Origin of the sequence: Nitratireductor indicus C115 (genome assembly GCF_000300515.1) — a bacterium.
GTDB lineage: Bacteria > Pseudomonadota > Alphaproteobacteria > Rhizobiales > Rhizobiaceae > Nitratireductor > Nitratireductor indicus.
In genome coordinates, this window is record NZ_AMSI01000001.1 from 152406 (window position 1) to 176741 (window position 24336).

The 24336-nt window shown below is 59.0% G+C and carries 17 protein-coding genes, 1 tRNA gene and 2 pseudogenes; 10 read left to right on the forward strand and 10 right to left on the reverse strand.

Annotated elements, in window-relative coordinates; all coding sequences use genetic code 11:
* Positions 1-2: 2 nt before the first annotated feature.
* Positions 3-1133, reverse strand: a complete 1131-nt coding sequence (locus NA8A_RS00780; RefSeq protein WP_009449305.1) for an ABC transporter substrate-binding protein — start codon at positions 1131-1133, stop codon at positions 3-5.
* 110 nt (positions 1134-1243) lie between these two features.
* On the opposite strand from NA8A_RS00780, the gene NA8A_RS00785 reads away from it, so the two are divergent.
* Positions 1244-2062 (forward strand): class I SAM-dependent methyltransferase, encoded by an 819-nt coding sequence (locus NA8A_RS00785; RefSeq protein WP_009449306.1) that lies wholly within the window; start codon positions 1244-1246, stop codon positions 2060-2062.
* Between the two features lie 10 nt (positions 2063-2072).
* Here NA8A_RS00785 and NA8A_RS00790 read toward each other — a convergent pair whose 3' ends face one another.
* Positions 2073-3290 carry a CaiB/BaiF CoA transferase family protein gene (locus tag NA8A_RS00790; RefSeq protein ID WP_009449307.1) on the reverse strand — a complete coding sequence of 406 codons (1218 nt, stop codon included), beginning with the start codon at positions 3288-3290 and terminating at the stop codon, positions 2073-2075.
* 2 nt (positions 3291-3292) lie between these two features.
* The gene (locus NA8A_RS00795; RefSeq protein WP_009449308.1) at positions 3293-4087 is read right to left on the reverse strand and encodes an IclR family transcriptional regulator; all 795 of its coding nucleotides are present in this window, start codon (positions 4085-4087) and stop codon (positions 3293-3295) included.
* A gap of 368 nt (positions 4088-4455) precedes the next feature.
* Between NA8A_RS00795 and NA8A_RS00800 the strand changes: the two genes are divergently transcribed.
* The 5 genes and pseudogenes from NA8A_RS00800 to NA8A_RS00820 all read left to right on the forward strand — a co-directional run bounded on the left by NA8A_RS00800 (position 4456) and on the right by NA8A_RS00820 (position 8792).
* Positions 4456-4532: transfer RNA gene (locus NA8A_RS00800), tRNA-Arg, on the forward strand.
* Between the two features lie 170 nt (positions 4533-4702).
* Positions 4703-5522, forward strand: a pseudogene (locus tag NA8A_RS24980) (alpha/beta fold hydrolase); the annotation flags it as partial.
* A 187-nt stretch (positions 5523-5709) separates the two neighbouring features.
* Positions 5710-6276, forward strand: a complete 567-nt coding sequence (locus tag NA8A_RS00810; RefSeq protein WP_040671477.1) for a TetR/AcrR family transcriptional regulator — start codon at positions 5710-5712, stop codon at positions 6274-6276.
* Between the two features lie 53 nt (positions 6277-6329).
* On the forward strand, positions 6330-7298 hold the full coding sequence (locus tag NA8A_RS00815; protein WP_009449311.1) for a quinone oxidoreductase family protein: 969 nt from the start codon (positions 6330-6332) through the stop codon (positions 7296-7298).
* A gap of 615 nt (positions 7299-7913) precedes the next feature.
* Entirely contained in the window at positions 7914-8792 is an 879-nt protein-coding gene (locus tag NA8A_RS00820; RefSeq protein ID WP_202802922.1) for a hypothetical protein, read from the forward strand.
* 84 nt (positions 8793-8876) lie between these two features.
* On the opposite strand, the gene NA8A_RS00825 is transcribed toward NA8A_RS00820, so the two are convergent.
* The 4 genes and pseudogenes from NA8A_RS00825 to NA8A_RS00835 all read right to left on the reverse strand — a co-directional run bounded on the left by NA8A_RS00825 (position 8877) and on the right by NA8A_RS00835 (position 15221).
* Positions 8877-11657 carry a DEAD/DEAH box helicase gene (locus NA8A_RS00825; RefSeq protein ID WP_177203375.1) on the reverse strand — a complete coding sequence of 927 codons (2781 nt, stop codon included), beginning with the start codon at positions 11655-11657 and terminating at the stop codon, positions 8877-8879.
* A 734-nt stretch (positions 11658-12391) separates the two neighbouring features.
* Positions 12392-13531: a Fic family protein gene (locus tag NA8A_RS00830; protein ID WP_009449314.1), complete on the reverse strand. Its 1140-nt coding sequence runs from the start codon at positions 13529-13531 to the stop codon at positions 12392-12394.
* A gap of 220 nt (positions 13532-13751) precedes the next feature.
* Positions 13752-13871 (reverse strand): annotated as a pseudogene (locus NA8A_RS24560) (integrase core domain-containing protein); the annotation flags it as partial.
* A 423-nt stretch (positions 13872-14294) separates the two neighbouring features.
* Positions 14295-15221 carry a ketopantoate reductase family protein gene (locus NA8A_RS00835; protein WP_009449315.1) on the reverse strand — a complete coding sequence of 309 codons (927 nt, stop codon included), beginning with the start codon at positions 15219-15221 and terminating at the stop codon, positions 14295-14297.
* An 841-nt stretch (positions 15222-16062) separates the two neighbouring features.
* Between NA8A_RS00835 and mgtE the strand changes: the two genes are divergently transcribed.
* Positions 16063-17445: a magnesium transporter gene (gene mgtE / locus NA8A_RS00840; RefSeq protein ID WP_009449316.1), complete on the forward strand. Its 1383-nt coding sequence runs from the start codon at positions 16063-16065 to the stop codon at positions 17443-17445.
* Between the two features lie 41 nt (positions 17446-17486).
* Here the strand turns inward: mgtE and NA8A_RS00845 are convergent, their stop codons facing one another.
* Positions 17487-17951: an Lrp/AsnC family transcriptional regulator gene (locus tag NA8A_RS00845; RefSeq protein ID WP_009449317.1), complete on the reverse strand. Its 465-nt coding sequence runs from the start codon at positions 17949-17951 to the stop codon at positions 17487-17489.
* Positions 17952-18081: 130 nt separating this feature from the next.
* On the opposite strand from NA8A_RS00845, the gene NA8A_RS00850 reads away from it, so the two are divergent.
* Together NA8A_RS00850 and NA8A_RS00855 are read left to right on the forward strand one after the other, a co-directional pair.
* Positions 18082-20478: a transketolase gene (locus tag NA8A_RS00850; protein WP_009449318.1), complete on the forward strand. Its 2397-nt coding sequence runs from the start codon at positions 18082-18084 to the stop codon at positions 20476-20478.
* A gap of 84 nt (positions 20479-20562) precedes the next feature.
* Complete coding sequence (locus NA8A_RS00855) at positions 20563-20970, forward strand: nuclear transport factor 2 family protein (RefSeq protein ID WP_009449319.1); 408 nt, start codon at positions 20563-20565, stop codon at positions 20968-20970.
* A 213-nt stretch (positions 20971-21183) separates the two neighbouring features.
* Here the strand turns inward: NA8A_RS00855 and NA8A_RS00860 are convergent, their stop codons facing one another.
* Both NA8A_RS00860 and NA8A_RS00865 read right to left on the reverse strand, forming a co-directional pair.
* A complete protein-coding gene (locus NA8A_RS00860) occupies positions 21184-21420 on the reverse strand; it encodes a hypothetical protein (protein ID WP_009449320.1) in 237 nt (78 codons plus the stop codon).
* A 94-nt stretch (positions 21421-21514) separates the two neighbouring features.
* Positions 21515-21922, reverse strand: a complete 408-nt coding sequence (locus NA8A_RS00865; protein WP_143087922.1) for a hypothetical protein — start codon at positions 21920-21922, stop codon at positions 21515-21517.
* A gap of 228 nt (positions 21923-22150) precedes the next feature.
* Between NA8A_RS00865 and NA8A_RS00870 the strand changes: the two genes are divergently transcribed.
* Positions 22151-24325 (forward strand): malate synthase G, encoded by a 2175-nt coding sequence (locus NA8A_RS00870; protein ID WP_009449322.1) that lies wholly within the window; start codon positions 22151-22153, stop codon positions 24323-24325.
* Positions 24326-24336 lie beyond the last annotated feature (11 nt).

Below are 24336 nucleotides of genomic sequence, written 5' to 3' on the forward strand. Positions count from 1 at the left end.
GGTCACTTGTCCTTTAGCGAGACGAAGTAGCCGGGCTTGTAGTCGAGGGGAAGGAAGCGTTCATGCAGTTCCTTGAAGGTGGCCTCCGGATCGAGATCGGCGAACAGATCCGGGTGCAGCCACTTGGCGATCTCCTGGATGGCGACGAACTGATAGGGATTGTTGTAGAACTGGTGCCAGATGGCATGCACATTGCCGTCCTTCACGGCTTTCACTCCGGTGAAGGCAGGCCGCTTGGTGAGATTTTCCAGTTTCCGGCGCGCTTCCGTGAGGTCGGCGCCATAGCCCACCCCCACCCAGTTGCCACTGGGAACATAGGCGTCCCATTTGCCGCCGGTGATGATCACCTGATCGGGGTTGGAAGCGATGATCTGCTCGGGGTTTACCGTGCCGAATGTGCCTGGAATGATGTCCTTGGCCATGTTGGTGCCGCCCGCAAGCTCCACCATCTTGCCGAAATTCTCATTGCCGAAAGACATGCAGCAGTCATCGGAATATCCGCCGGCGCGCTCAACGAAGACGAGGGGGCGCTTTGGAGCGTTCTTGTCCAGGACGTCCGTGACCCGCTTGATGGCGTCGGCGCGGAACTTGATAAAGTTCTCGGCCACGGCTTCCTTGCCCATCAGCTTTCCCATGAGACGCATGGAAGGCTCGGTGTTCTCCATCGGCTTTTCGCGAAAGTCCACATAGACCAGCGGAATGCCGACCTTGCCGAGCTTTTCGATATAGCCTGCCTCGTCGGTCGCGGTCTTGGCGTCGACATTCATCAGGATGACATCCGGCTTGAGCGCAACCGCCTGCTCGATGTCGAACGTCCCGTCCTTCATGCCGCCGAAGGTGGGCAGCTTGGCAATTTCGGGATATTTCTCCAGATAGGCTTCGTAGGATTCAGGATCTGCTTTGGAAAGGTCGTCGCGCCAGCCCACGACACGCTTGAAGGGGGCTTCCTTGTCGAGAACGGCCAGAAAATAGATCTGGCGCCCTTCGCCAAGGATCACATTCTTCACCGGAACGTTGACCTCGACTTCACGGCCTGTGACATCCTTCACGGTGACTTTGTCCGCCAGTGCCGGCCAGAGCGAGGATAAGACGAGGCCCAGTGCCAGTGCGGCGGATTTGCCCATGATGCGCATCGGTTTTTACTCCTGATGTTGGCTGTCCGGGCGTATATTGTTTTATGACTGTACGGGTCAAGTTATATGTTTTAGAGCGATTCTCAACTGGATCGCGAGGACGGAACCGGATGGAAATTTCGCGGGAACATACGCAGGGACAAGGCACGAATCTCTCGTTACGGGATGAGATCAAGGCTTATTGGTCGCAACGGGCGGCGACCTTTGACGAAGCGCCGGGTCATGAAATCTTCTCGGAGGAAGAGCGGCGCGCCTGGCATGAACTCTTCCTGCGGCATCTGGGGCCAGGCGAGGGGAGAAGCGCGCTCGACCTTGCGAGTGGAACGGGTGTGATCTCCCACCTGATGGATGATCTGGGCTTCCAGGTTACCGGTCTCGACTGGTCGGAGCCCATGCTGGAGCGGGCTCGGGCCAAGGCGCGTGAACGCGGGCGTTCGATCCGTTTCCGCATCGCGGATGCGGAAAATACCATGGAACCTGACGCCTCGTTCGACGCCATCGTCACACGTCATCTGGTCTGGACGCTGGTTGATCCGCAAGCAAGCTTTGCCGAATGGTTTCGCATATTGCGGCCTGGCGGGCGGTTGTTGGTGGTGGACGGCGACTTCGTCAATGCGGGCCTGCGCGAAAGGGTGGTAAAGAAGATAGAGGCCATGCTGCAAAAGGCCGGTTTTGTCGATGCCGGCAAGCCTCATGCGCAAGGAGCCTCTCCCGAGGTTTTTCGCAGCATCCTTTCGCGGGTCTATTTTTCCGGTGGCGCGCGTGCGGAAACCGTCGCCGGGCTCTTGCGGTCGGCCGGCTTCTCGCCTGTGGTGGTGGACACGAACCTGCGTTCGATCCACCGCAACCAGGCCCGGCATCTGGATTTCTGGAAAGCCCTCGGGCGCGGTTTCCAGCACCGCTATGCGATCCTGGCGGTCAAGCCCTGAGCGCGAAAGGTCAGATCACTCCCCTTTCCGAGAGCGTCGCGATTTCTTCAGGGCTGAGGCCAAGCCTCTCGCCGAATATCGCGAGATTGTGCTGGCCGATAGAAGGCCCGGCCGAAGCCACTCTGCCCGGTGTGCGCGAAAAAGCCGGGGTGACGTTCTGCATCCGCACGGTTCCGAGCTCATCGTCCTCTACCGAGACGATGGAGCCGGTTTCAGCCACATGTGCATCCTCGAATATGTCCTTGATGTCGAAGACGCGTGCTGCGCTCACCGAATGCCTGTCGAGCAGAGCGCACGCCATGTCAGCGTCGTGCGCGGCAAACCAGTCGGCGACGATCCCGTCGAGCAGCTCGACATTGGCAAGCCGGGCGCGGTTGTCGGTGAAGCGGCTATCCGTGATGAGTTCCGGGCGGCCGATCACTCGCATCAGCCGTTCGAAGACCGATTGCGTGCTGGCGGCGAGCGTGCACCATTTGCCGTCGCGTGTTCGGTAGATGTTGCCTGGTGCTGCGTAGGGGTTGCGGTTGCCGTGCCGCCCGCGCACCTCGCCCAGCTGATCATACTCGATTGCCAGGAAATCCATCACCCGGAACATGGATTCGAACAGGGACACGGCCACCACCTGGCCCGGAGCCTGTGGATTGGCTTGTCGTTCGAAAAGTGCCATCAGCAAGCCGAACACCCCGAACAATCCGGTAACGGAATCGGCGATCGGATACCCCACATGCACAGGCGCGCCGTCGCCTGGGCCGCACAACGACAGAAAGCCCGACATGGCGTCGGCAATGCGCGCAAACCCGGGTTTCGAGGCATAAGGTCCTTTCTGGCCGAAGGCCGAAACGCGCAGGATCGTCAGCTTTGGATTGACCTTCCAGAGTTCGTCCGGTCCAAGGCCCCATCGCTCCAGCGTGCCCGGTCTGAAATTTTCTATCAGGACGTCGGTTTCCTCGAGCAATTGCTTGAACAGCGCCTTGCCCTCGGCGAGCCGCAGGTCGAGCGTTATTGCCTTCTTGTTGCGGTTCACCACCTTGGACCAGAGAGAAACGTCTCCCTTGTGCGGGCGCAATTGCCGGAGCCCATCGCCGCTGCGCGGCTTTTCAATCTTGAGGACATCGGCACCGAAATCGCCAAGCAGACCGGCGGCCATGGGGCCTGCAATTACGGTGGAAATGTCTAGCACGCGCAGGCCCTTCAACGGGCCTGTATTTCCGGTTGCTGCATCTGCCATGCTTATGACGCCCCCTCCTGCGTTGAAATCTCACTCGCACGGCCGCTTGCCAGAAGCGCCGTCAGCGCGCGCCCGGCTTCCAGGACAGCCTTGCGGCACCGTTGCCTGTGTACCTCATCGCGGTTGCGGCTTGAGGGGAGGAGCACGCCGACCGCGCCCAGAACGTTCCCGTCCGGCCCGGTAAAGGGTGCTGCATGGCCGGTTGCATCGAGTTCGCGCTGGCCGGTGGTTTCGGCGCAACCATTGGTGCGCACGACCGCCAGTTCCTCTTCGATGAAGCTGCGTGTCGCCGCTCCGCCCGACGCAAATTTCGGTGCCCGCGTCGAGAGCACGCGTGCGACCTCCTCATCTCCTAACGCACTCAGGATCGCCAGCCCCACGCCACCGAGGCGCAGGTCGGCACGGTAACCGACCCCGAGCGAATATTTGATCGGCTTGTGCGACACGATTTCATGGATGATGACCGCTTCGGTTCCCTCGCGCAGGTTGAGCGTCACGGTTTCCTGTGTCGCTGCCTGGGCCCGTTCGAGTATGGGCATCGCCCGTGCGATGAGATCGTCCGGATTGAAAAGCTGCCGCGCCAGCGCGAGTACCCCATAGGAGATCGAATAGCGGCCATCCTTGGGGTTCTTGTCGAGCAGCCCTTCCTCCGTCAGCGATTGTGCTAGCCGCAGCACATTCACCTTGTTGAGGCCCATTATCTGCGTGAGTTGACCCAGGCTGAGCGTGCGCGCTCCGCCCTCGAAGCAGCGCAGCAGGGCCACGGCCCGCGAGACGGTTTGCAAGGAATTGGTCATCGGCTTGCGTTTCATATATCGTAATGACGTTAATTTATATGAAATGATTCCGGGCCCTTCCGCAAAAGTCAACCTTAATCACGTTCGCGCTGGGATAGAGCGTTTTGCGCTGGGCCTACCCATGGAAAGTCATCGAGACAATGATCGAGCCGGCCGCCCTGCCGGATTTGCTGCATCCTGGCGGTATTCTGAAAGGGCCGGCAGGGCGTGCGTGGCTGTCGATGTGGACATGTGATGCCGGACGCCGGCGGGCATGGCGGTAATCTTGCCCGGCCTTTATGTCTGCGCTTCGATTTCAGCGTTGATGCGCCGAAGCGCTTCGGCTATGTAGACTGCGCGCCACCGCTTCGGATGGCGCATATCGGCCAGCACCCGTAGCTCAGCTGGATAGAGCGCTGCCCTCCGAAGGCAGAGGTCACAGGTTCGAATCCTGTCGGGTGCGCCAAATCCCGCCGATTGCCCTCCACCATACGCTATAGCCGCCAAACGTACGCCTTTGCATAGAGCCACGAACTGCGTTGGTGCCGAAAAGGCGTGGAAACTGCGGCGTTTGACGGTGCGAGAGTTCGAATCGTATGGGGTTGATTTGTCGAATACCCCTCCCCCCTTTGGCATCCAGCAATTGGCCTTATTCACGGCTGGCCGTACGATATTCATAGTTACGTCGACGTCGTGCCCATACTTGCTTCGCAAGAATCCCGGGTCATCGTGCCTCTCTTTCGCGGTTATGAAACGCCCCGCTTTCAGTCTTCGGATACACCGCGCAATGCGCAGCTGTCCGTCTTCACCGCAGATATGATCGCGCTCATGGACGTGTTCGACATCGATAAGGCAATTGTTGCGGACTTTGATTGGGGCGCTCGCACGGTCAACATCATGGCGTCACTCTGGCCGGAGCGCTGTCAGGCCATGGTGTCGGTGAGTGGCTATCTGATTGGCAGCAAGAAAGGAAACGGGAAGCCGCTACCTCCAGCGCCGAACATTTGTGGTGATACCAATACTACCTTGCCGCAGAGCGGGGTCGTTTTGGCTGCGAAGAACATACCCACCCGCTCGCGAAGCTGATTTGGCAGACGGCCTCCCCGCCATGGGCCTTCGATGAGGCGACCTTCGACCGGTCGGCAATTACTCTCGACGATTCGGATCGTGTTGCGATCACCATTCACAACTATCGATGGCGGTTGGGACTTGCCGAAGGGGAGGCTCAATACGACGCTTTCGAAACTAGGCTTGCGAGAGGGCCCGTGATTACCATCCCCACAATCACGATGGAAGGCGACGCGAACGGCGCTCAGCATCCCGATCCGGCAACCTATGCCCGGAAATTTGTCAGGAAGTACGAGCACCGCACCGTTACCGGCGGAATTGGCCATAACTGCCTCGGGAGGCACCTGAAGCCCTTGCGCAGGCAATCCTCGATGCAGCCGGTTTCTAGGTCAAGCCAAGGGTAGCCGCGGCACGCGCCAGTTACCACTCCCAATTGTCGCGAGGCGTCCGGTAATCAAAAACCTGCCGGATTGAGCCAGCACCGGAAACTGCGGCGATCCGTTTCAAAGAGAAATCATTCTTCAGAGCGTGATTCTTTATTGAACGATCGTTCCAGTAATGTTAGAGCATCGTGCATGGCGAGAGTTAGAGAGTTTGATACAGACGCAGCGCTCGACAGCGCGATTGCCGTCTTTCGAGAGCACGGGTTCGAGGGAAGTTCGGCTCAAATGCTTGTCGACGCCATGGGGATTGGGCGCCAGAGTCTTTATGCTGCCTTTGGGGACAAGTGGCAGCTCTATTGCGCAGCGGTGCGCCGTTATGGAATGGGGGAATGTTCCGCCCATTTTGACGCTCTTCGAAGCGGTGTTCGCGCAATTGGAGGCATCAAGGCAATGCTCTATCGCGTTGTCAATACGGCCAGTTCCCCTTGTCTTGGTGTCGGTTCGATTTATGAGTACGGAACGTCCCGATCGGACCTGAACGAAATTAACTCGGTTCTGGCAAAGAGCCTTCAGGACGCAATTGCGGCTCGCATTCGAGACGGTCAGCGGGAAGGAGACATCGTCTCGGACCTCGATCCCGCGGATGCTTCCGAATTTCTGATCGCGACCATCGCGGGAATACGTGTTTCCGGCCGAGCCGGCGCGGATCGAGGCAGTTTGGGCAAACTGGCCGACACAGCCTTGAGGGCTCTGATATAGGTCCTATTTTTTTGACCAATTATGGAATGATCATTCAAGAAAGGAATGCAAAAATGAAAGCCGTTGTCATGAATGGAACCGGTGGACCGGAGCAGTTGGAATTTGTCGAACGTCCGGATCCCGTAGCAGCACCCGGGCAAGCCTTGATCGAGGTTGCTTTCGCAGGCGTCAACTTCATGGATATCGGCGTGCGGCATGGGATGGCCTGGACGGATATCCCAAATCCCAAGATCCTCGGTGTCGAGGGTGTCGGACGCATATTGGAAGTCGGAGAAGGGGTAGAAGATTTTCGTCCTGGCCAAAGGGTTGCATGGGTCTATGCGCCCGGTAGCTATGCCGAGAAGATTGTGATCCCGACCGCGTCATTGGTTCCAGTTCCGGACCTCATCGAAGACCGCGTAGCCGCATCGGTCATGATGCAGGGCATTACCGCCAGCCATTTCGCGACAGATTTCTATCCGATTCAGCCGGGCGATATTGCCTTCGTTCATGCCGTGGCGGGTGGAGTCGGACTGTTGCTGACACAAATCATCAAGCTGCGGGGCGGCACCGTCATCGGACGTGTGTCGTCGGGGGAAAAGACGGTCCTAGCCAAGGAACACGGCGCCGATCATGTAATCGTTGATCGCGACGGGCACTTTGTCGAAGAGACCTTGCGCCTGACCCATGGCGAGGGAGTACATGTTGTCTACGACGGCTCCGGACCGGCAACTTTCCGTGGGTCGCTCGATGTACTGCGCCGGTCGGGTACGTTTTGCTGGTATGGCCCGGTTCTTGGAGGTCCTGGACCGCTTGATATCATGAGTCTGCCAAGAAGTATCAAGATCGGTTACGCGGTGTTCTTTGATCACATACACACGTCTGATTTGCTTCGAGAAAACGCTGCGCAGCTGTTTGCCTGGCTGTCAGAAGGAAAGCTCAAGGTTCACCCGGGAGGCGAATATCGACTGGCGGACACGGCGAAAGCCCACGCCGACATGGCAAGCCGCAAGACAACAGGCAAGCTTCTCCTGATCCCATGAATACGTCGCCAGCGATGACTTTCGGCCGGCCGCGCGGTATCTGCGTGGCCATTACCGAGCGCCGTACCGAGGACGGGGGCGGTCCCGGCTGGGCGAAAGGACACCTCTGGAATTGTCCAAACGAATGTCGGCTTGTGTAAACGACCTTCCAAAACTCGCCTGTGCCTCCCGGCCCCCAGCCAGACCTTATTCACGGCGCGATCGCTTAGAGTTTGCATTTTCCCGAGCCGCATTGATTTCCTTCCCGGAAGCCCTGAATCCTTCCGCGTCAATGACCTCTCCTAGCTCTCGTAGGGCATCCGCAACACCGTTCCTCCGCTTCCTGTACGGGGCGGTCGCCGTGCCCCACTCATGGCCAAGCGCAAGCGTCCCTACGGAGCCAGCACTTCACCACAGCATTAAACGCGCCGCCCTCGATCGAGGGCGGCATGTATCGTGTGTTTTCTCTCAACGTCGAAAAACTGTTTAACGCGATGGCGCGGTTCAATTATCCTTTTTCAAACGCATATTTGATCGGAGGGGGATATGGGCTGGAGAGGAACGATGCGCTCGATTGCTGCGGCGGCACGCGCGGCAGAGCGCGATGCGCAACGCAGGCACAAGCAAAATCAAAAGATGCAGATGATTGCCGATTCAACATCGGCGGTGGAAGATTGGGAAAACTACGTCGACAATCTGGTGTCGATCCATACCGATATGGCCGACATGATCGACTGGCATAAGATCGCAGGCCAGCCGCGCCCAAGCGAGCCGTACCAGGCAAGCGATCATCGTGACCGCGCCGAAATGGCTTTGGCCAAGTTCAAGCCCAGCGTGTTTCACGCATTCCGAGGCGGTTCGGCCAAAGTCCGTTCCCGATTGGAAACGCAAGTCGAAGAAGCCGCCGCCCGCGATCAAAAGCTGTATCAGGACGCTCTTGCCGCCCATGCAAAGGCGGTTGCGGAATGGGAGGAGGATACCGCGCTTGCCAAACGGCTCGTGCTCGGGGAAGCCGTCGCCATCCGGCAAGTGATCGAGGAAATGCAATCTCTATCCGATACGGCATTGGTCGGCACCGCAATCGAATTCTCGATCGGTGAAAACTTCGTCCATGCCAGACCCAAGGTCCACGGTGACGACATCGTGCCCAGCATGCGCCGCAAACAATTGGCGAGCGGTCGCCTGTCCGAGACAAAAATGCCGGTCGGTCAGTTCAACGAGCTGTACCAGGACTATGTGGCGAGCGCCGCCCTCAAAACCGCAGGCGACCTGTTTCACATCCTGCCGCTGGGCGAAATCTACGTCACCTGCACCGCCAATATGCTGAAGCCACAAACGGGGCATCAGGAATGGGCGCCGATCCTTTCCGTTCAGTTCGTGCGCGACAGTTTCATGCGCCTCAATCTGTCCGGTATCGACCCGTCCGACTCCATGCAGAATTTTAGGCACGCGATGAAATTCTCAAAGACGAAAGGCTTCGCGGTGGTGGAACCGTTGGAACCTGTTTCTGCATAACCGCCAGGGCATCATGCGCCCAATCTGCGCTTTGCGTTCGCTACCGTCGGTTGACGTCATCAATCCTGCGCCCCCTTCATCGCGTCAATCCAGCATATCGTGCAGTGATTGAAAGACACCGGCATTTCGCCAAAGCTCCCTGTTGCCCACGACATAAAACGCTTCCTGCGCTCTCGTGGTGGCGACATTGAGCAGGTTCGGCCGGCCACCGGCCCAGCCGCGTGCCCCGCGCTGTTCAGGATTTGGAGCGCCCAAAATAAACACGACGGCTTCCGCCTCGCGCCCCTGAACGGTATGCACCGTGCCTATCCGCTCGCGCTTCCATGCGCGCGGATTCTCAACCCATCCATCGAGCAGCCCGCTTGAGAGGGCTAGGTCGCGCATGCGGTCCTGTACCACTACGAAGGGTGTGACGATGTAGATGTTGGCGCCGCATCCTGCCGCCCGCATCTGACGCAGCAGTCCGACAACCTCATTGCCTTCTTCGACGCTCCATTTGTCGCGGCCGCTGCCCCGAACATCAATCCACCGCGACGGACCTAGTGCGTCGATGACAGCCGACGGCTTGGGCGTCTTGGCCTGCACCATCAAATTTTCATAGGCAATGGCGTTGGAGATACTGAACATCGGGTCCGCGCAACGGCGATGAACGAGAAGCGGCACGCCCACTTCCCGCGTGCCGTACTTGCTCTCGAATGTCCCGAAATACCCCGTAGCACTGTCGGCAAGCGTTTGCGCGGATACGGCGGGCGCGTTGTAGATCAGAGGGTCGATACCGAACTGCTTGCACATGGCCTCGGTCAATTGATCGGGCAAGGTGACGACCGGCTCAATCTGGATGGGATCACCCACCACCACCGCCTTGCGGGTGCGCATCAAGGCTCCGACAGCAGCCTGAGGCAATGCCTGCCCGGCCTCGTCAATCAAAAGCCAACCGAAAGCTTCTGGCTCGATCCGACCAAACATGCGCGAGACGGATGCAAAGGTGGTGGAGATAACCGGCACCACCAAAAAAAGTGTCGCCCAGAGATCGGGGATCAGGGCGTCTCGTTCGGAACTTCCCAGTGAACGTGTTCCAAACCCGTCCATCAGCACGTTCAGATTGTGCCGGATCGGTTTGGCGGCTCCTGCAACGAATGCCTGATGGAGCGCCATGGCCGCTTCAAACACATCATGGCGCAAACGGGCAGCGGCCTTATCGAGCCATGGCGGGGTGATCTGTCGGTCACGGTGGGGGCGCTCGAAAAACTCTCCCGTGATGAAGATACCGCCATGTTCTTTGGCAATAGCATTGAGTCTTGCTGTTTCCTGCTCCTGAATGGTCAGAAGTTCGTTTTTGATCATCTGCAAGCGCGATAGCGCCTGCGTCGCCTTGTTATGATCGGCCTGTTTGGCAACGAGCGTGTTTTCGGCATCCTTTAGGACGCTTGCCGCCTGAGCCAGGCTTTTGACGATGCCCTGGTGTCTCACACGCCACCGGCGGTATTCTCCGCGCCGAAACAGCCATGCCAAAAATCCCGGCTTCTCCCTTTGGGAGAGATCGCGCTGCCCGGTGATGGATTGATGAATACGGCTTTTCTCGTCGCGGATGGCCGTGGCGCTTTGGAGAGCATCGACCGCTGCTCGTTGTTGCTTCGTGGCGGTCGCAATCTGGTGATCAAGATTTGCGATATCGGCGGCGCGCTGACGGATCGTCACATACAGCTCATGAGCGGCTTGCAATGCTGCCAATGCCTTTTCAGCTTTGGCGGTCGCCTGATTGAATGCGCGCCTGGCCGCCCTCCAGCGTCCCAAAGCCTCGCTGTGATCTTCGGGCGGCTTTTCCCGTTGAATGATAAGAGGTGGCCGTTGGCGGGTGCCGTTGTCCGTTTTCTCGGTGATAAGCTGGGGATTGCCGCTCGCCTGTTGCAGATATTTTTGCATGCCGGTTTCATCATCCCACCAGAATTTCTGGCGGAAGGTCGAGCGGTTTTGCGCATTGCCCAAAACAGCTGTGATCGCCCCCCACGTATCCCGTTCCAAGACCGCATCCGAGACCGTCTTGAAGTAGCGCAACCCCTTCGCATCATCCGCTACCGCGCCACTGCCCGGAAGCTCGACGCTGACATTCTCGACCGCCTTATTGTTGGACGAGGCAACGATTATCTCATAGCCGCGGATTTTCCGGTCCGGCCGATAAAGATGGATAAAGGCATTGCCGCGTTTCAGCGTTTCACCAGAATGCGTAAAAGCATCTTCGGGATCATCATAGCTGCACAACGCCTTCGCCCGCACGGTTACGGTTGAGGCGATAATGTCGCGTAGCAACGTCGTCTTGCCTGTGCCCGGCGGCCCATTCACAGCCAAAATGCCGTCGCTCGTCAAATCACGATGCGCGAGATTGACAGCGCATTGTTGCAGCAGCACCAGCGGATGACGGCCATTGGCCGGCCAGGCACCAAGCGGAAAATTTTTCGGCTGGAGAGCCTGCGCAAGCGCCGCCCGGTCGTCCATCAAATTGCGCCGCGATGCCGGTTTTTCCAAACCGAGATAGCGCTTGAGATTGGATGGTAGTGAGCCATTTTCGGCACGGTTCCCGGCCTGCGCCAGATCATCAAGAAAGAAGGAATTGAGCAGGATCGACTCCGGCGGATCGGGCAGCTTGAAATACTGATAGGATTTCACGGCCAATGCCGGAGAGCGGCAAAGCCGCCGGTCGAGTTTGATCGCATCGAGAAGCCATGCATAAGCGCCGGAGATGTCTGCCTGGCTTAACGGGCGTGGGCGACCTTCCTTATCCTCAACGACAAGGCGTTTGGTCAGATTTTCAATCAGGGTCTTTTCAACCTGCGACCACTGCCCAAGAGCATGGAGATTGCCCGCCAAAGCAACCGGAATGCCCCATCCGAAACTGGATATCGACACGGCATCCTGTTCGACGGGGCGACCTTCACGATCCACCATGATCGTTGCAAGAACCGCTTCGCCACGTGCTTGCGGACGCTCTTTCCGGCTATCCGTATAGACCTTCAACAGCGCCCCGATGGCCGCTTCCATATCCACACTGCCAAGGATGATCTGGTAATAGAGCCGTTGGTTCGGACGGCTTTTTTCGCCGCCATTCTCCCAGGGCAGCGATGCGCCGTCGATTTTTGCAATGCGATAGCGGTCGCCGCCGGCAAGATCTTCAGATCGCCGAAAGCCCGGCGGCGAGAGCACTTCCATCGCCGTCCATGCCGACAATATGGCATCGGGCTTGTTCTCGATCTTCGGCGGTGGCGGTGCGGGCTGCATCTTTAGCGGCGGCATATCCGCTTCGGGTTGCGGGTGTTGCTGAACGTTGGCGGGCCGCCTTCCAAAGGTCGATTGCGCCGGAGGCGTCGCCGATGTGTTTGGCGCCGTTGTTGGCGCTGTGGCGACAAGCTCAGGCGTTCTGCCCGGTTCGCTTTTGCGGGCGGTGCCGGCGGCGCTTACGGCCCGCGTTTTCAGATCGCGGGCGCGTTGGGTTTTGCGTTGTCCAAGCTCATGGATCAACATCTGCAAGAAGCGGGCATCATCACGCTTTTCATCAAACAGCGCTTCCAGTTCCTCAATGCCTTGTTGGATAAATGGCCGCTTGCTCATGCGCGTGCCTCGTCATTGCCAGTATTATTTTCGGTACCGATATTGAGGTGGTAGCGCGTATAACGGCGCGCCCCGGTTCTGGTCAGCGCGCCGATCTCGACCAGTTCGTGCAGATCGCGCGTGGCGGTGGCCCGTGACGCCTTCGTCATACTGAGATAGTTCTCGGCACTTAGCCCGCCCCTGAAGCCGTCGATCCCCTCGCTGAACATGCGGGCGATCGCTTTTGCCTGCCGTTCGTTGAGCAGATGGCCGATCCGTTCATACAAGCGCGCTTTGGCGATATAGAATTCGACCCGGCGCATGGTGGCGTGCTGGGCTTCAAGAACTGTTCGGCCAAAATAGGCAAGCCAGTCGGTAATCTCCGTATCCTTGTTGCTGGCTTCCAGCATATCGTAATAGCGCTTGCGGTTCCGTTCGATCGTATAAGCAAGCGAGATCAGGCTGGGCTGGCCGAGGCTCTGTGCCAAGGCCTTTTCGGAGAGCGCCCGCCCGATCCGGCCATTGCCGTCCTCGAAGGGATGGATGCTCTCGAAAAAGATATGTGCCATGCCGCTGCGGATCAGGGGCGATAACGGTGCATCTCCGTCCGGCGCCGTTTTGTTGAACCAAGTGACATACCGTTCCATCTCCGCCGGCACCTGTTTGGAGGGCGGCGCTTCAAAGTGGATTTTGGACTGGCCGATACCGCCCGAGACGACCTGCATCGGATCGCTATGGGTGCGGTAGGCACCGATGATCTCGATCCGGCGCTCCCCGGCCATGACCATATCGTGCCAAGCGAATAGCGATTCATGGGAGAGCGGATCGGCAAAGCCTTGATAAAGATCGACCATCATCTCCGAGATGCCGCGCTCCTTTGGCGGGATGCGCTGATTTTCCGAGCCAAGACCGAACTGGTTGCGGAGCGAGGATTGCAGGCTTTCGCGGCTCAGCATTTCGCCCTCGATCTCCGAGGTCTTTAAGGCTTCATCGCTGATAAGCTCGATACGCAACATATCCCGTTCATCGGGCCGTACATGCCGGTACGCGCCGATAAACTCGCCCGAACGTAACAGGAATTGCTTTTCGAGCGGTTCGATCTTTGCCGCATCATAGGTGAATTCCGGCCAATAGGCCTGCTGCCAATTCCAGATCATGAGTTATAGAGCGCCTTTCTATAACTCATGATACCAGCAATAAGCGAGCAATAGCAAGTTTTCTTATCGCTCACGTAAACAGCGGGGAAAGGACGGGACAGGGGGAATCTGGGCCGCTAGAATCACGTGATGCACCCCCAACCACAGTGACCGAGATCCCATTGGTGACCCAGCCGCTGGTTGACTTGGCATAGACTTGGGCCTGCAGTTGGATGCCCGGCTAGCAGCGTAGGCAGCAGCGATCGATGGGCAAGATAGCTTTCGGAACCGGTGGTCGATATCCCAGTGAGCTGTGCGGTCGCTCGGTGTTGTAGAAGACCCGCCATTGCTCGATCAGGATCTCTCCTAGTCGGGTAACTTGATTTGCGCCGCTAGCGCGCTGGCGGAAGGCGACTACAGGCGTCGGATCTTCCGATGCGTATCGAGGTTTAAGGATCGTTGGTCGATCCGTTCAAACTGTGCTGACAAGTCCGCAACTTCCACCAACGCGTGACCAATCGGCGCAAGCGATGAGGGGCCATGCTTTCAGTCATTCCTTGGGAGACACGATCGGCCAACCCACGGCGTGATGGAAGCGAACATGCCCAAGCCGGATTCCTTTTTTCTTTTCAACGGCTTCCGGTGGAGTCAATGTCTTGATTTTAGAGGGCTATAGCGTAGACGTAGTTTTCATCATCGCCCGGCGCGGTGCGCCAATTCGAAACGCCTCTCCGAATGTCGTGACCTTTATCGGTGGAAGCCGCTGCGCGCGGTCGTGCTGGCATCAGTGCGATGCCAGGCCCGTTCGCATTGCCGTATAACTCTGCATGTTGGCCAGACTGACACGTAGCAGAGGCGCGGCTACGTTTGCGGCCCGGGCGCGAAGGAACATGTCTCCGATGATGTGCTCATGCTCGGTCGGGCCATTGCGCGTCATGTCGCGGAACATTGAGGCCGTCCCGGGCGATCCGCGTTCGGTAAGAGACGAAATCATCGGTGCCAGCGCTTCGGACCTTGGAGCATGGCCGTTGGCTGCCGCCGTTGCCGAACACTCCTCCAACATCTCAAGGGTGATCGCTTCCCCCTCCTGGGTTGCCATTATCGCCCCGATAGGCGCCCGCATGAGCGTGGTCATCCCGGCATAGGTCGTGAGGAAGGTGAACTTCTCCCACAATTCCTGCATGATCGAACCACTCAGAACCAGGTCGAAACCTCCGCGCTTGAGAACCTTGTGCAGTCCTTCTGCTGCTTCGACCTGCCCCTCGGTTCTGGGGCCGAGCGTCAGGCGTTGCAACTTGTTCAGGTGATGGATTGCTCCCGCTTCATTTATCGTCACGCCAATATGGCATAGTCCGCCAAGAACATGTTCCCGGCCGAAGCGGGTATCGAGAAGGTCGAGTTGGCGAATACCGTTGAGGAGCGGCAGGATCAGGGTCGAAGGACCGACCGCCGGCGCTATAGCATCCATTGCCGCATCCAGATCGTAGGCCTTGCAGGCAAGCAGGACCGCGTCGAAGGGTGATGTCGCGGCGGTGAGTGTCCGAACCGGTATTCGGAGGTCGCCGATCGGGCTGATAATCGACAGGCCCTCGCGGTCAAGAAGCTCTGCGCGCGGCGGTCTGACCAGAAAATGAACGTCAACCTCAGAAGCCGCAAGCCTTCCGCCGAAGTAGCCGCCAATGCCCCCGGCACCCAGAACCAATATGCGCATCTGCTTCCTCCGCAATATGTGATTATGCAGCTTCGATGGAAACCGCATGGTGTGCTCAGCATGCATACCTTCGTCAAGTCAGGGGATTCAGAGTTATTTCCGAAAAATTATAAAACTCCCCGTTTATTGGGATTTTGAATAAATTTGTTTTATGTATTTTGCGATTTCAAGGCATAATTATAAATATAGAATAAGAAATTATAAATTTATATAACATAAGACGATAGTATATTTTTGGTGTTGATTTCTTTGTGTCGCAAGAATATTTAATATGCGCTCGTGTGTATTCGAATTGAGAAAATATCCCCTATTCAGGAGATCTGAGAGCGGCGAGCTTTTTCCTGGCGTTCGCAATTGGCGGACGCTTTGGAGAATGACGTTTGTGTCCGTTTGGGCCAACTGAATGGCAGTTTTTGTGCCGAAGGTGACCCGCGCACCTCCGCCCTTCGGCCTGTAGCGAAAGAGGTAACCGATGACCGGGTTTCTGTTTTCAAGACCTGTCGATGAATTGCCGCGGCGATTGCCGCATGTGAAGCGCTCTGCATTCCACATGGAGGCTGAGCGTCTTCCGTCGATTTGCGCCTCGAAGGTCTTGAGCCATAGACCGCGCGGGAGGGCAACCATCTCATAACCTGATTTTATCGACGGCTGCCTCGAGGCCGCCTGAACCTGAACAGGGGCATTTATGGACGATCGACCAAGAAGCACGGCCACGCGGTTTTCGCACCCCGTGGCTGCCCAGCACAGAAAAAACCAGGCAGCCCGCCGGCGAAAGGCTTCATCCCTCCTTCGATGAGCGCCCTCCGTCGACGGTGCCCGACCGACCCGACGGAGCCAGATCATGACTGCCATCAACACTGCCGCGGCTTTTCGCGACTGCCTTGCCCGCAATGATTTTGCCGCCATCGAGGCAGCACTCGCGCATCGGCACCCTGCCGACCTTGCCAAAATGACTGAAACCCTCGATTCGCGGGAGATCATCCAGCTTCTTATGCTGACGAACGATCGGCGAAGCGCCAAGATATTCGGCTATTTCGAACCGGCGATGCAGGTTGCCGTGGCTGACGTGCTTTCGCGCAAGGAATTGGCGCGGCTCGTCACCGCCATGTCGCATGATGAGCGCGCCGATCTCTTCAACCGCCTGACGGAGGAGCAGCAGCAGATGCTGCTGCCAGGCATGGCGCATGCCGAGCGTGAAGATATCCGCCGCCTCGCTTCCTATCCGGAGGGCACAGCCGGGTCGATCATGACCTCCGATTATGCGTCTCTGACGCCGGGCCTTACCGTGCGCGCGGCCATTGAACGATTGCGTGGCGAGGCCCCCGACAAGGAAACGATCTACGAGGCCTATGTGGTGGACGAGGCGCGCCGGCTGATAGGCGTGGTCTCTCTGCGTGACCTGCTACTCGCCCGCAATGAGGTGCTGGTGGCCAAAATCATGCGAAAGACTGTGATCTTTGCGCAGGTTCAGGATGGCCGCGACGAGGTTGTGCAGAAGATTTCCGACTATGACTTGCTGGCGCTTCCGATCGTTAATGGCGACAACGCCCTTGTCGGCATTGTGACGGTTGACGATGCAATGGACGCGGCCGAAGCCCGGCAGGGCAGGCGGGTTGCCCAGTTCGGTGGCAACGCGACTATTGGGGGCGATCCCGATCTCGACCTGCGCAATTCGAGCCTCTTGCAGATGTTCAAGGTGCGCGCTTTCTGGCTCGTCATGCTGACGGTGTTCGGTGTCGTTACCAGCACATTCGTGGCCGCTCAGGAGGAGATTCTGAGCCAGGTCATTGTTCTGGCGGCGTTTATTGCGCCTATCGTCGATATGGGTGGGAACACGGGCAGTCAGTCGGCAACGCTCGTCATTCGAGCCATGGCTATAGGCGATGTGAAGCTGCGCTGGCGCGATATCTGGTTCGTGATCCGCCGTGAGATTCCGGTCGTTCTGACGCTCGGTGTCGTCGTCGCCTTGCTGGAGGTTATTCTTGCCTATTTCAGCAAGGGCGTGGGCGGTGAGGTCCTGTTGGTCGTCGGTCTTTCCATGGCAGTCTGTACGGTCTTGGGGGGCGTCATCGGTGCGCTTTTACCCTTCGCCGCGCGACGCATCGGCACTGATCCCGCAACGCTGAGCTCACCGCTCATCACCTCCGTGATGGATCTGCTTGGCGTATTCACCTATTTCGGCCTGGCTTATCTTTTTCTGGGCCATCTGCTTGTCTCACAGTAGGGCATGTGCCTTTCAGGCGGACCTCCCAGACGACCGGGAGGTCACCCGATGGGCAGCACCTCGGCGCGCTTTACCTGGTCGAGCGCGAAACTCGTCTCGATGGAGGCGATGCCGTCGAGGCGCGTGAGCTTTGACTTGATGAAGGTTTCATAGGCCTGCAGGTCCCGCACGACGATACGCATCAGATAGTCGCGCTGGCCGGTCATGAGGTAGCAGTCCACCACCTCCGGCCAGCGCGCGACGGCCTTGGCAAAACGGTCGAGATCCTCCTCGCGCTGCCTCTCCAGCTTGATCGAGGCGAACGCGCTGACGGGCAGGCCGACCTTCGCCTGGTCGATGGTGGCGGTATAGCCTTTGATGATTCCCTTTTCTTCCAGGATGCGAAGCCGCCTTGCGCAGGGCGATGGCGAGAGGCCGACCCGTTCGGCCAGATCGTTGATGGTGATGCGCCCGTCGTTCTGAACGGCCGCGATGATTTTGCAGTCGATGGCGTCGAGCTCATCCATGTTGGCGATATCCATCTAAAATTCATGAAGATGTGATGATTATCGCCAAATTCGATCCTTTCGACAATCGATTTTGATGAGTTCGTCGCCGCCGCTTGGGTTAGCATCCCGTCGAAACGGAGGATGATCGATGAACGACGAACGGACAGCCGCCCTGGTGGAGCTGGAGCGCAAGGTGCGCTGGCTTTCCACATGGATGATCCACCACGCAAACCATATCCGCTCCAATGACGACGGGCTGAAGGTGGGTGGTCATCAGGCGTCCTCCGCATCGCTCTCCACCATCATGACGGCGCTCTATTTCGCCGCCCTGCGCCCTGAGGACCGCATCGCCGTTAAGCCGCATGCGAGCCCGGTTTTCCATGCGATCCAGTATCTTTTCGGAAATCAGACGCGCGACCGGCTGGAGAATTTCCGGGGCTACAAGGGCGCGCAGTCCTACCCCTCGCGCACCAAGGATGCCGACGACGTGGATTTTTCCACCGGCTCGGTCGGGCTGGGCGTGGCGCAGACGCTCTTTTCCTCGCTCACCCAGGATTATCTCACGGCCAAGGGCTGGGGCGAGGACGCCGGCAAAGGCAAGATGGTGGCGCTCCTGGGCGATGCCGAAATGGATGAAGGCAACATCTTCGAGGCCCTTCTGGAAGGCTGGAAGCACGACGTCCGCAACACCTGGTGGGTGGTCGATTACAATCGCCAGAGCCTGGACGCGGTCGTTCGCGAAGGGCTGTGGGAGCGGTTCGAGGCCATTTTCCGCAACTTCGGCTGGGAAGTGGTGATCCTGAAATATGGCTCCCTCCAGCAGCAGGCGTTCAGGGAGCCGGGTGGTGAGGAACTCAAGCGCTGGATCGACGAATGCCCCAACCAGCTCTATTCCGCTTTGACCTTCCAGGGCGGTGCGGCATGGCGCAAACGACTGATGGACGAGATCGGAGACCAGGGACCCGTCTCGCGCCTGATCGAGCGGCGCAGCGACGGGGAGCTTGCCGCCCTCATGTCGAACCTCGCAGGCCACGATCTGCCGGCACTGGTGGACGCTTTCGAGACCGCCCGCAAGCACGACCGTCCGGTGTGCTTCATCGCCTATACAGTGAAGGGCTACGGTCTTCCCCTGGCTGGCCACAAGGACAATCATGCCGGCCTGATGACACCCGGACAGCTCGAGACGCTGCGTACTTCGCTTTCCATCCGCCCGGGGCACGAGTGGGACCCCTTCGAGGGGGTGAAGGACCCGCAGGCGCTGCAGCATTTTCTCAAGCAGGTGCCTTTCAATGCAAAGGGCCCTCGGCGCAAATCGGCACCGGCGGTCGCTATACCCGACACGCTGGAGGTCGAGATTGCCGGCTCCATGTCGACGCAACAGGGTTTCGGCCTGCTCATGCACGGCATCTCGAAGCGCAAGGACGCCTTTGCAGATCGGGTTGTCACCACTTCACCGGACGTTACGGTCTCCACAAATCTGGGTGCTTGGGTCAATCGGCGCGGGCTTTTCGCGCGCGAGGAGATGGCCGATATCTTCAAGGCCGAGCGCATTCCCTCCACGTTCACATGGAATTTCGCACCCTCCGGCCAGCACATGGAGCTCGGCATTGCCGAGATGAACCTGTTCCTGATGCTGTCGGCTCTGGGGCTTTCGCATTCCTTGTTCGGCGAAAGGCTTCTTCCGGTCGGAACGCTCTATGATCCGTTCATCGAGCGCGGTCTCGATGCGTTGAATTATGCCTGCTATCAGGATGCACGTTTCATCATTGCCGGCACGCCCTCAGGCGTGACCCTGGCTCCGGAGGGCGGTGCGCATCAGTCCATCGCCACCCCCCTGATCGGCATGGCGCAGGACGGTCTGGCAAGTTTTGAGCCGGCTTTCGTCGATGAGCTCGCCACCATCATGCGCTTTGCCTTCGACTACCTTCAGCGCGACGGTGAGGAGGAGCCCGACGAGACAAGCTGGTTGCGCGATGCGGTTGGTGGATCGGTTTATCTGCGCATGTCGACCCGCTCCATAGAACAGCCGAGGCGCAGCATCGACGAGCGTCTTGCCGAAGACATCGTCAATGGCGCCTATTGGTTGCGCAAGCCTGGTCCGAACGCTGAGATGATCATTGCCTATGCGGGCGCCGTCGCGCCGGAAGCGATAGAGGCCGTCGGCCTCTTGGCGGAGGCGCGGCGGGATGTGGGGCTTCTGGCCGTCACATCTGCCGACCGCCTCAATGCGGGCTGGAATGCGGCGCAACGCGCCCGCGAGGAAGGGCTGGTTCATGCCCGTAGCCATGTGGAGAGGCTATTGGGCGATGTGCCTTCCCATTGCGGCATCGTCACGGTTCTTGATGGACATCCGGCCACGCTCGCCTGGCTTGGCTCGGTCTGCGGCCATCGCACGCGCTCACTCGGCGTCGAACATTTTGGCCAGACCGGAACCATTGCCGATCTTTATCGTCATTACGGTCTCGACGCGCAGGGCATCCTGCGTGCGGCCGCTGCACTCACACCGGGAAAGCCAGTCCGTCACCTGCGTCAGATTGCCGTGTAGGGTGGATGGAAACATCAACCCCGTTTCCACGCGGGGTTGATATCATTATGGTGCAGTCCTTTCCGTTTGAGGAGGCTCCGCCGAATGCGTCTGCTGCAGTTCCTGCTTGTTCTTGCGTTTCTCTCCCCTGCCGTGCCGGCAGCGGCCGACGATGGCGATGTCATCGCGCGGTGGTACGAGGCTTTGGCCAAGGTGGACCGGGACGGGCTGGCTGCCCTTCTGGCGGCAGACGCCATGATCGAGATGCAGGATCTCGATATCGTTCAGACGCGGGACGAATTCATGAACTCGCTTGATGAATGGGAAGCCGCTTCCGAAGGGCTGCACATCCGCCACAGGCAGGAAGGCGTTTCCGAAGGCATGAGCGTATCGCTGGTCTGCTACGAATTCCCCGGCAGCCAGTTGATGACGCGCGAAACCTTCCTCATCGAGGGCGAGCTGATCCACAAGAGTGTCCAGTCGGGTGTCGCCGACGATTGCAGCGAATTCTGACGCCCCGGTAAAGCCGCATGCCGTCAGGCATAGTTACGGCATGGAGCCCCGGAACGAAGCCGGGGCATCCATGCAAAGCGCGCAAATCGGCGAGAGTATTTTGCAGTCAGGTGGAATCACCTGACGTCCGTGTAAATGCGGAAAAACGAAGAGATAGACCGGCTCAGGGTTTCCATGAAACGGTGAACCGAACCGATCTAGGCAGCGTCCCCCTCAAAGGTTTGCAGGATCCGTCTCCGCCTCCCAGGCGAGAAAGCAGACCCGTGCGATGAGAAGAAGGCTGGGTATGCCAAGCACCGCTGAAAGGATCACAGAGCCGGTAAGGCCGAGCTTCATGAGCCCTGCAGTGGCCCAGATTGCGGTGGCGCAGGCCGTGGCGATTTCGGAGGCGATGAAGGTCGCCACTGCGACGGCCGCCCAGATGGTCCTGAAGGAATAAACACGTTTCATTATTTGATATCCGTCTGCGCGCAGACTGTCGCCCCCGTAAGGCGCGGGTGGCGGGAATGCGCATTCTTGTTTCGATGGAAAGAAGAGTTCGAAATCAGACGGAAAGCGGTGGCGCGCGCGAACGATAGGCTCGGGTTTCAAGCCGTGCGAGATGGTTGGTCCTGCCGATGCGCAGCGCGGGCGGGGTCCACTCCTCAAGACGAACATGATCGTCTGGCAGCAGGGCAACCGGTCCGTCGGTGCCGCGTGTCAGGCCCGCCTGATGCTGTCCGTTCGCCTGCGCTGTCTGCTTGGCCTGTCCATGCTCGGCCAGGGCGGCGGGCGTAATCTGAAGCGTACCCGAAAGCGCTGGCTGGCCCGGCTCGAAAAGAAGCGGTCCGCCTGCGGGCGCACCCGAAAACGCGAGAAGCAGCGCCGCAACCATGCTGAGGAGCCGTTGCAGCGCGATGCGGTGCAATGCTCTCGTTGCGGTGGTGTGGCTGGTTTCCAAGGTCGTTCTCAACGAGGCTTCTTGCAGGGGGCTTCGGGAATGAAATGCCCCAAAAGACGAGCAATGACCAGCCATTTGCGGAAAATCGATGGCAGGCGGTGCCCGATTTTCCTGCGCGTGTGCCGCTTCATTGCGACACGGACGAAACATTTTCCGCCATCTGGCGAATTGACCGAATGCGCGGGGCATGGTGAAAGCACTGCAACATTGTCAACAGGCGGGATGAGGAGCGCTGTCCACATGGCAAATCGCGTTGAACTTCACGGGTTGGATGTTGCGGAGGAGCTGCGCGATTTTGCGGTGCGGGAAGCCTTGCCCGGCACGGGCGTGGATTCGGACCGCTTCTGGAAAGCCCTTGCCGAGATCGTTGCCGATCTGGCGCCGAAGAACCGCGACCTTCTGAAGAAGCGCGATGCCTTTCAGGAAAAGATCGACGCCTGGTATCGTGAAAACGGCGCGCCGGCCGATCAGGATGCCTATCAGGCCTTCCTGCGCGAGATCGGATATCTTCTGCCCGAAGGCGGAGATTTCAAGGTCGAGACGGACAATGTCGATCCTGAGATTGCCGTTGTTGCAGGGCCGCAGCTTGTGGTTCCGGTGATGAATGCGCGCTACGCCCTGAATGCGGCCAATGCGCGTTGGGGGTCGCTTTATGACGCGCTCTACGGCACGGATGCTATTTCCGAGGACGATGACGCGGAAAAGGGCAAGGCCTACAATCCGAAGCGCGGCGAGAAGGTCATCGCCTGGGCACGGGCGTTCCTGGACGACAGCGCACCCCTCAAGGGCACTTCCTGGGCCGATGTAACGGGCCTTTCGGTCTCTGGCGGCGCCTTGGTCGTTTCGCTGGCCGATGGTTCGACAGGACTGGTCGATGCGGCGCAGTTTGCCGGTCATCGCGGCAATGCGGGCGCGCCTCAGGCCATTCTTCTGACAACCAACGGGCTCCATGCCGAAGTGGTGATCGACCGCGATCATCCGATCGGCAAGACCGACAAGGCCGGCATTGCCGATGTGGTGCTGGAATCCGCCCTGACCACCATTCAGGATTGTGAAGACTCGGTCGCTGCAGTCGATGCCGAAGACAAGGTTGTCGTCTATCGAAACTGGCTTGGATTGATGAAAGGCGACCTTTCCGAGGAAGTTAGCAAGGGCGGCAAGACATTCACGCGCCGTCTCAATCCAGACCGCGAATACACCGCGCCCGATGGCGGGAAGCTGGTTTTGCCAGGCCGCTCGCTGATGCTGGTGCGCAATGTCGGCCACCTGATGACCAACCCGGCCATCGTGGATGCCGAGGGCAACGAGGTGCCCGAGGGTATCATGGACGCCATGTTCACGGCGCTGATCGCGCTGCATGATGTCGGGCCCGGCGGTCGCAAGGCCAACAGCAGGGCAGGCTCCATGTATGTGGTGAAGCCCAAGATGCATGGGCCCGAAGAAGTTGCCTTCGCGGTCGAGCTCTTCGGAAAAGTCGAAAAGGCGCTCGGCATGGCGCCCAATACGATGAAGATGGGCATCATGGACGAGGAGCGGCGCACCACGATCAACCTCAAGGAGTGCATCCGCGCCGCCAGGGAGCGTGTGGTTTTCATCAATACCGGCTTCCTCGACCGCACCGGCGACGAGATTCACACCTCCATGGAAGCAGGCCCCATGATCCGCAAAGGCGACATGAAGCAGGCCGCGTGGATTTCCGCCTATGAGAACTGGAACGTGGATATCGGCCTCGAATGCGGCTTGTCCGGCCACGCGCAGATCGGCAAGGGCATGTGGGCCATGCCTGATCTGATGGCCGCCATGCTCGAGCAGAAGATCGGCCATCCCAAGGCCGGCGCCAATACGGCCTGGGTTCCCTCGCCAACGGCGGCAACGCTCCATGCCACCCATTACCACAAGGTGGACGTACATGCGGTTCAGGCCGCGCTGAAGGATCGCCCGCGCGCCAGCCTCTCCGACATCCTGTCGGTTCCCGTCGCGCCGCGTCCCAACTGGACGCCCGAGGAAATCCAGAAGGAGCTCGACAACAACGCACAGGGCATATTGGGCTATGTGGTGCGCTGGATCGATCAGGGCGTCGGCTGCTCCAAGGTGCCCGACATCAACGATGTCGGCCTGATGGAAGACCGGGCGACGCTGCGCATCTCCTCGCAGCACATCGCAAACTGGCTTCACCACGGCGTTGCCGCCGAGGAACAGGTCATGGAAACGATGAAGCGCATGGCCGCTGTCGTGGACCGGCAGAATGCTGGCGATCCGCTTTATCGTCCGATGGCTCCCGATTTCGATGGCTCCATCGCTTTCCAGGCTGCCTGCGATCTGGTCTTCAAGGGAAGCAAGCAGCCCAATGGCTACACGGAGCCGGTGTTGCACGCGCGCCGGCTTGAACTGAAGGCTCGCGATAGGGCCGGCTAAAGCGCAAGAAA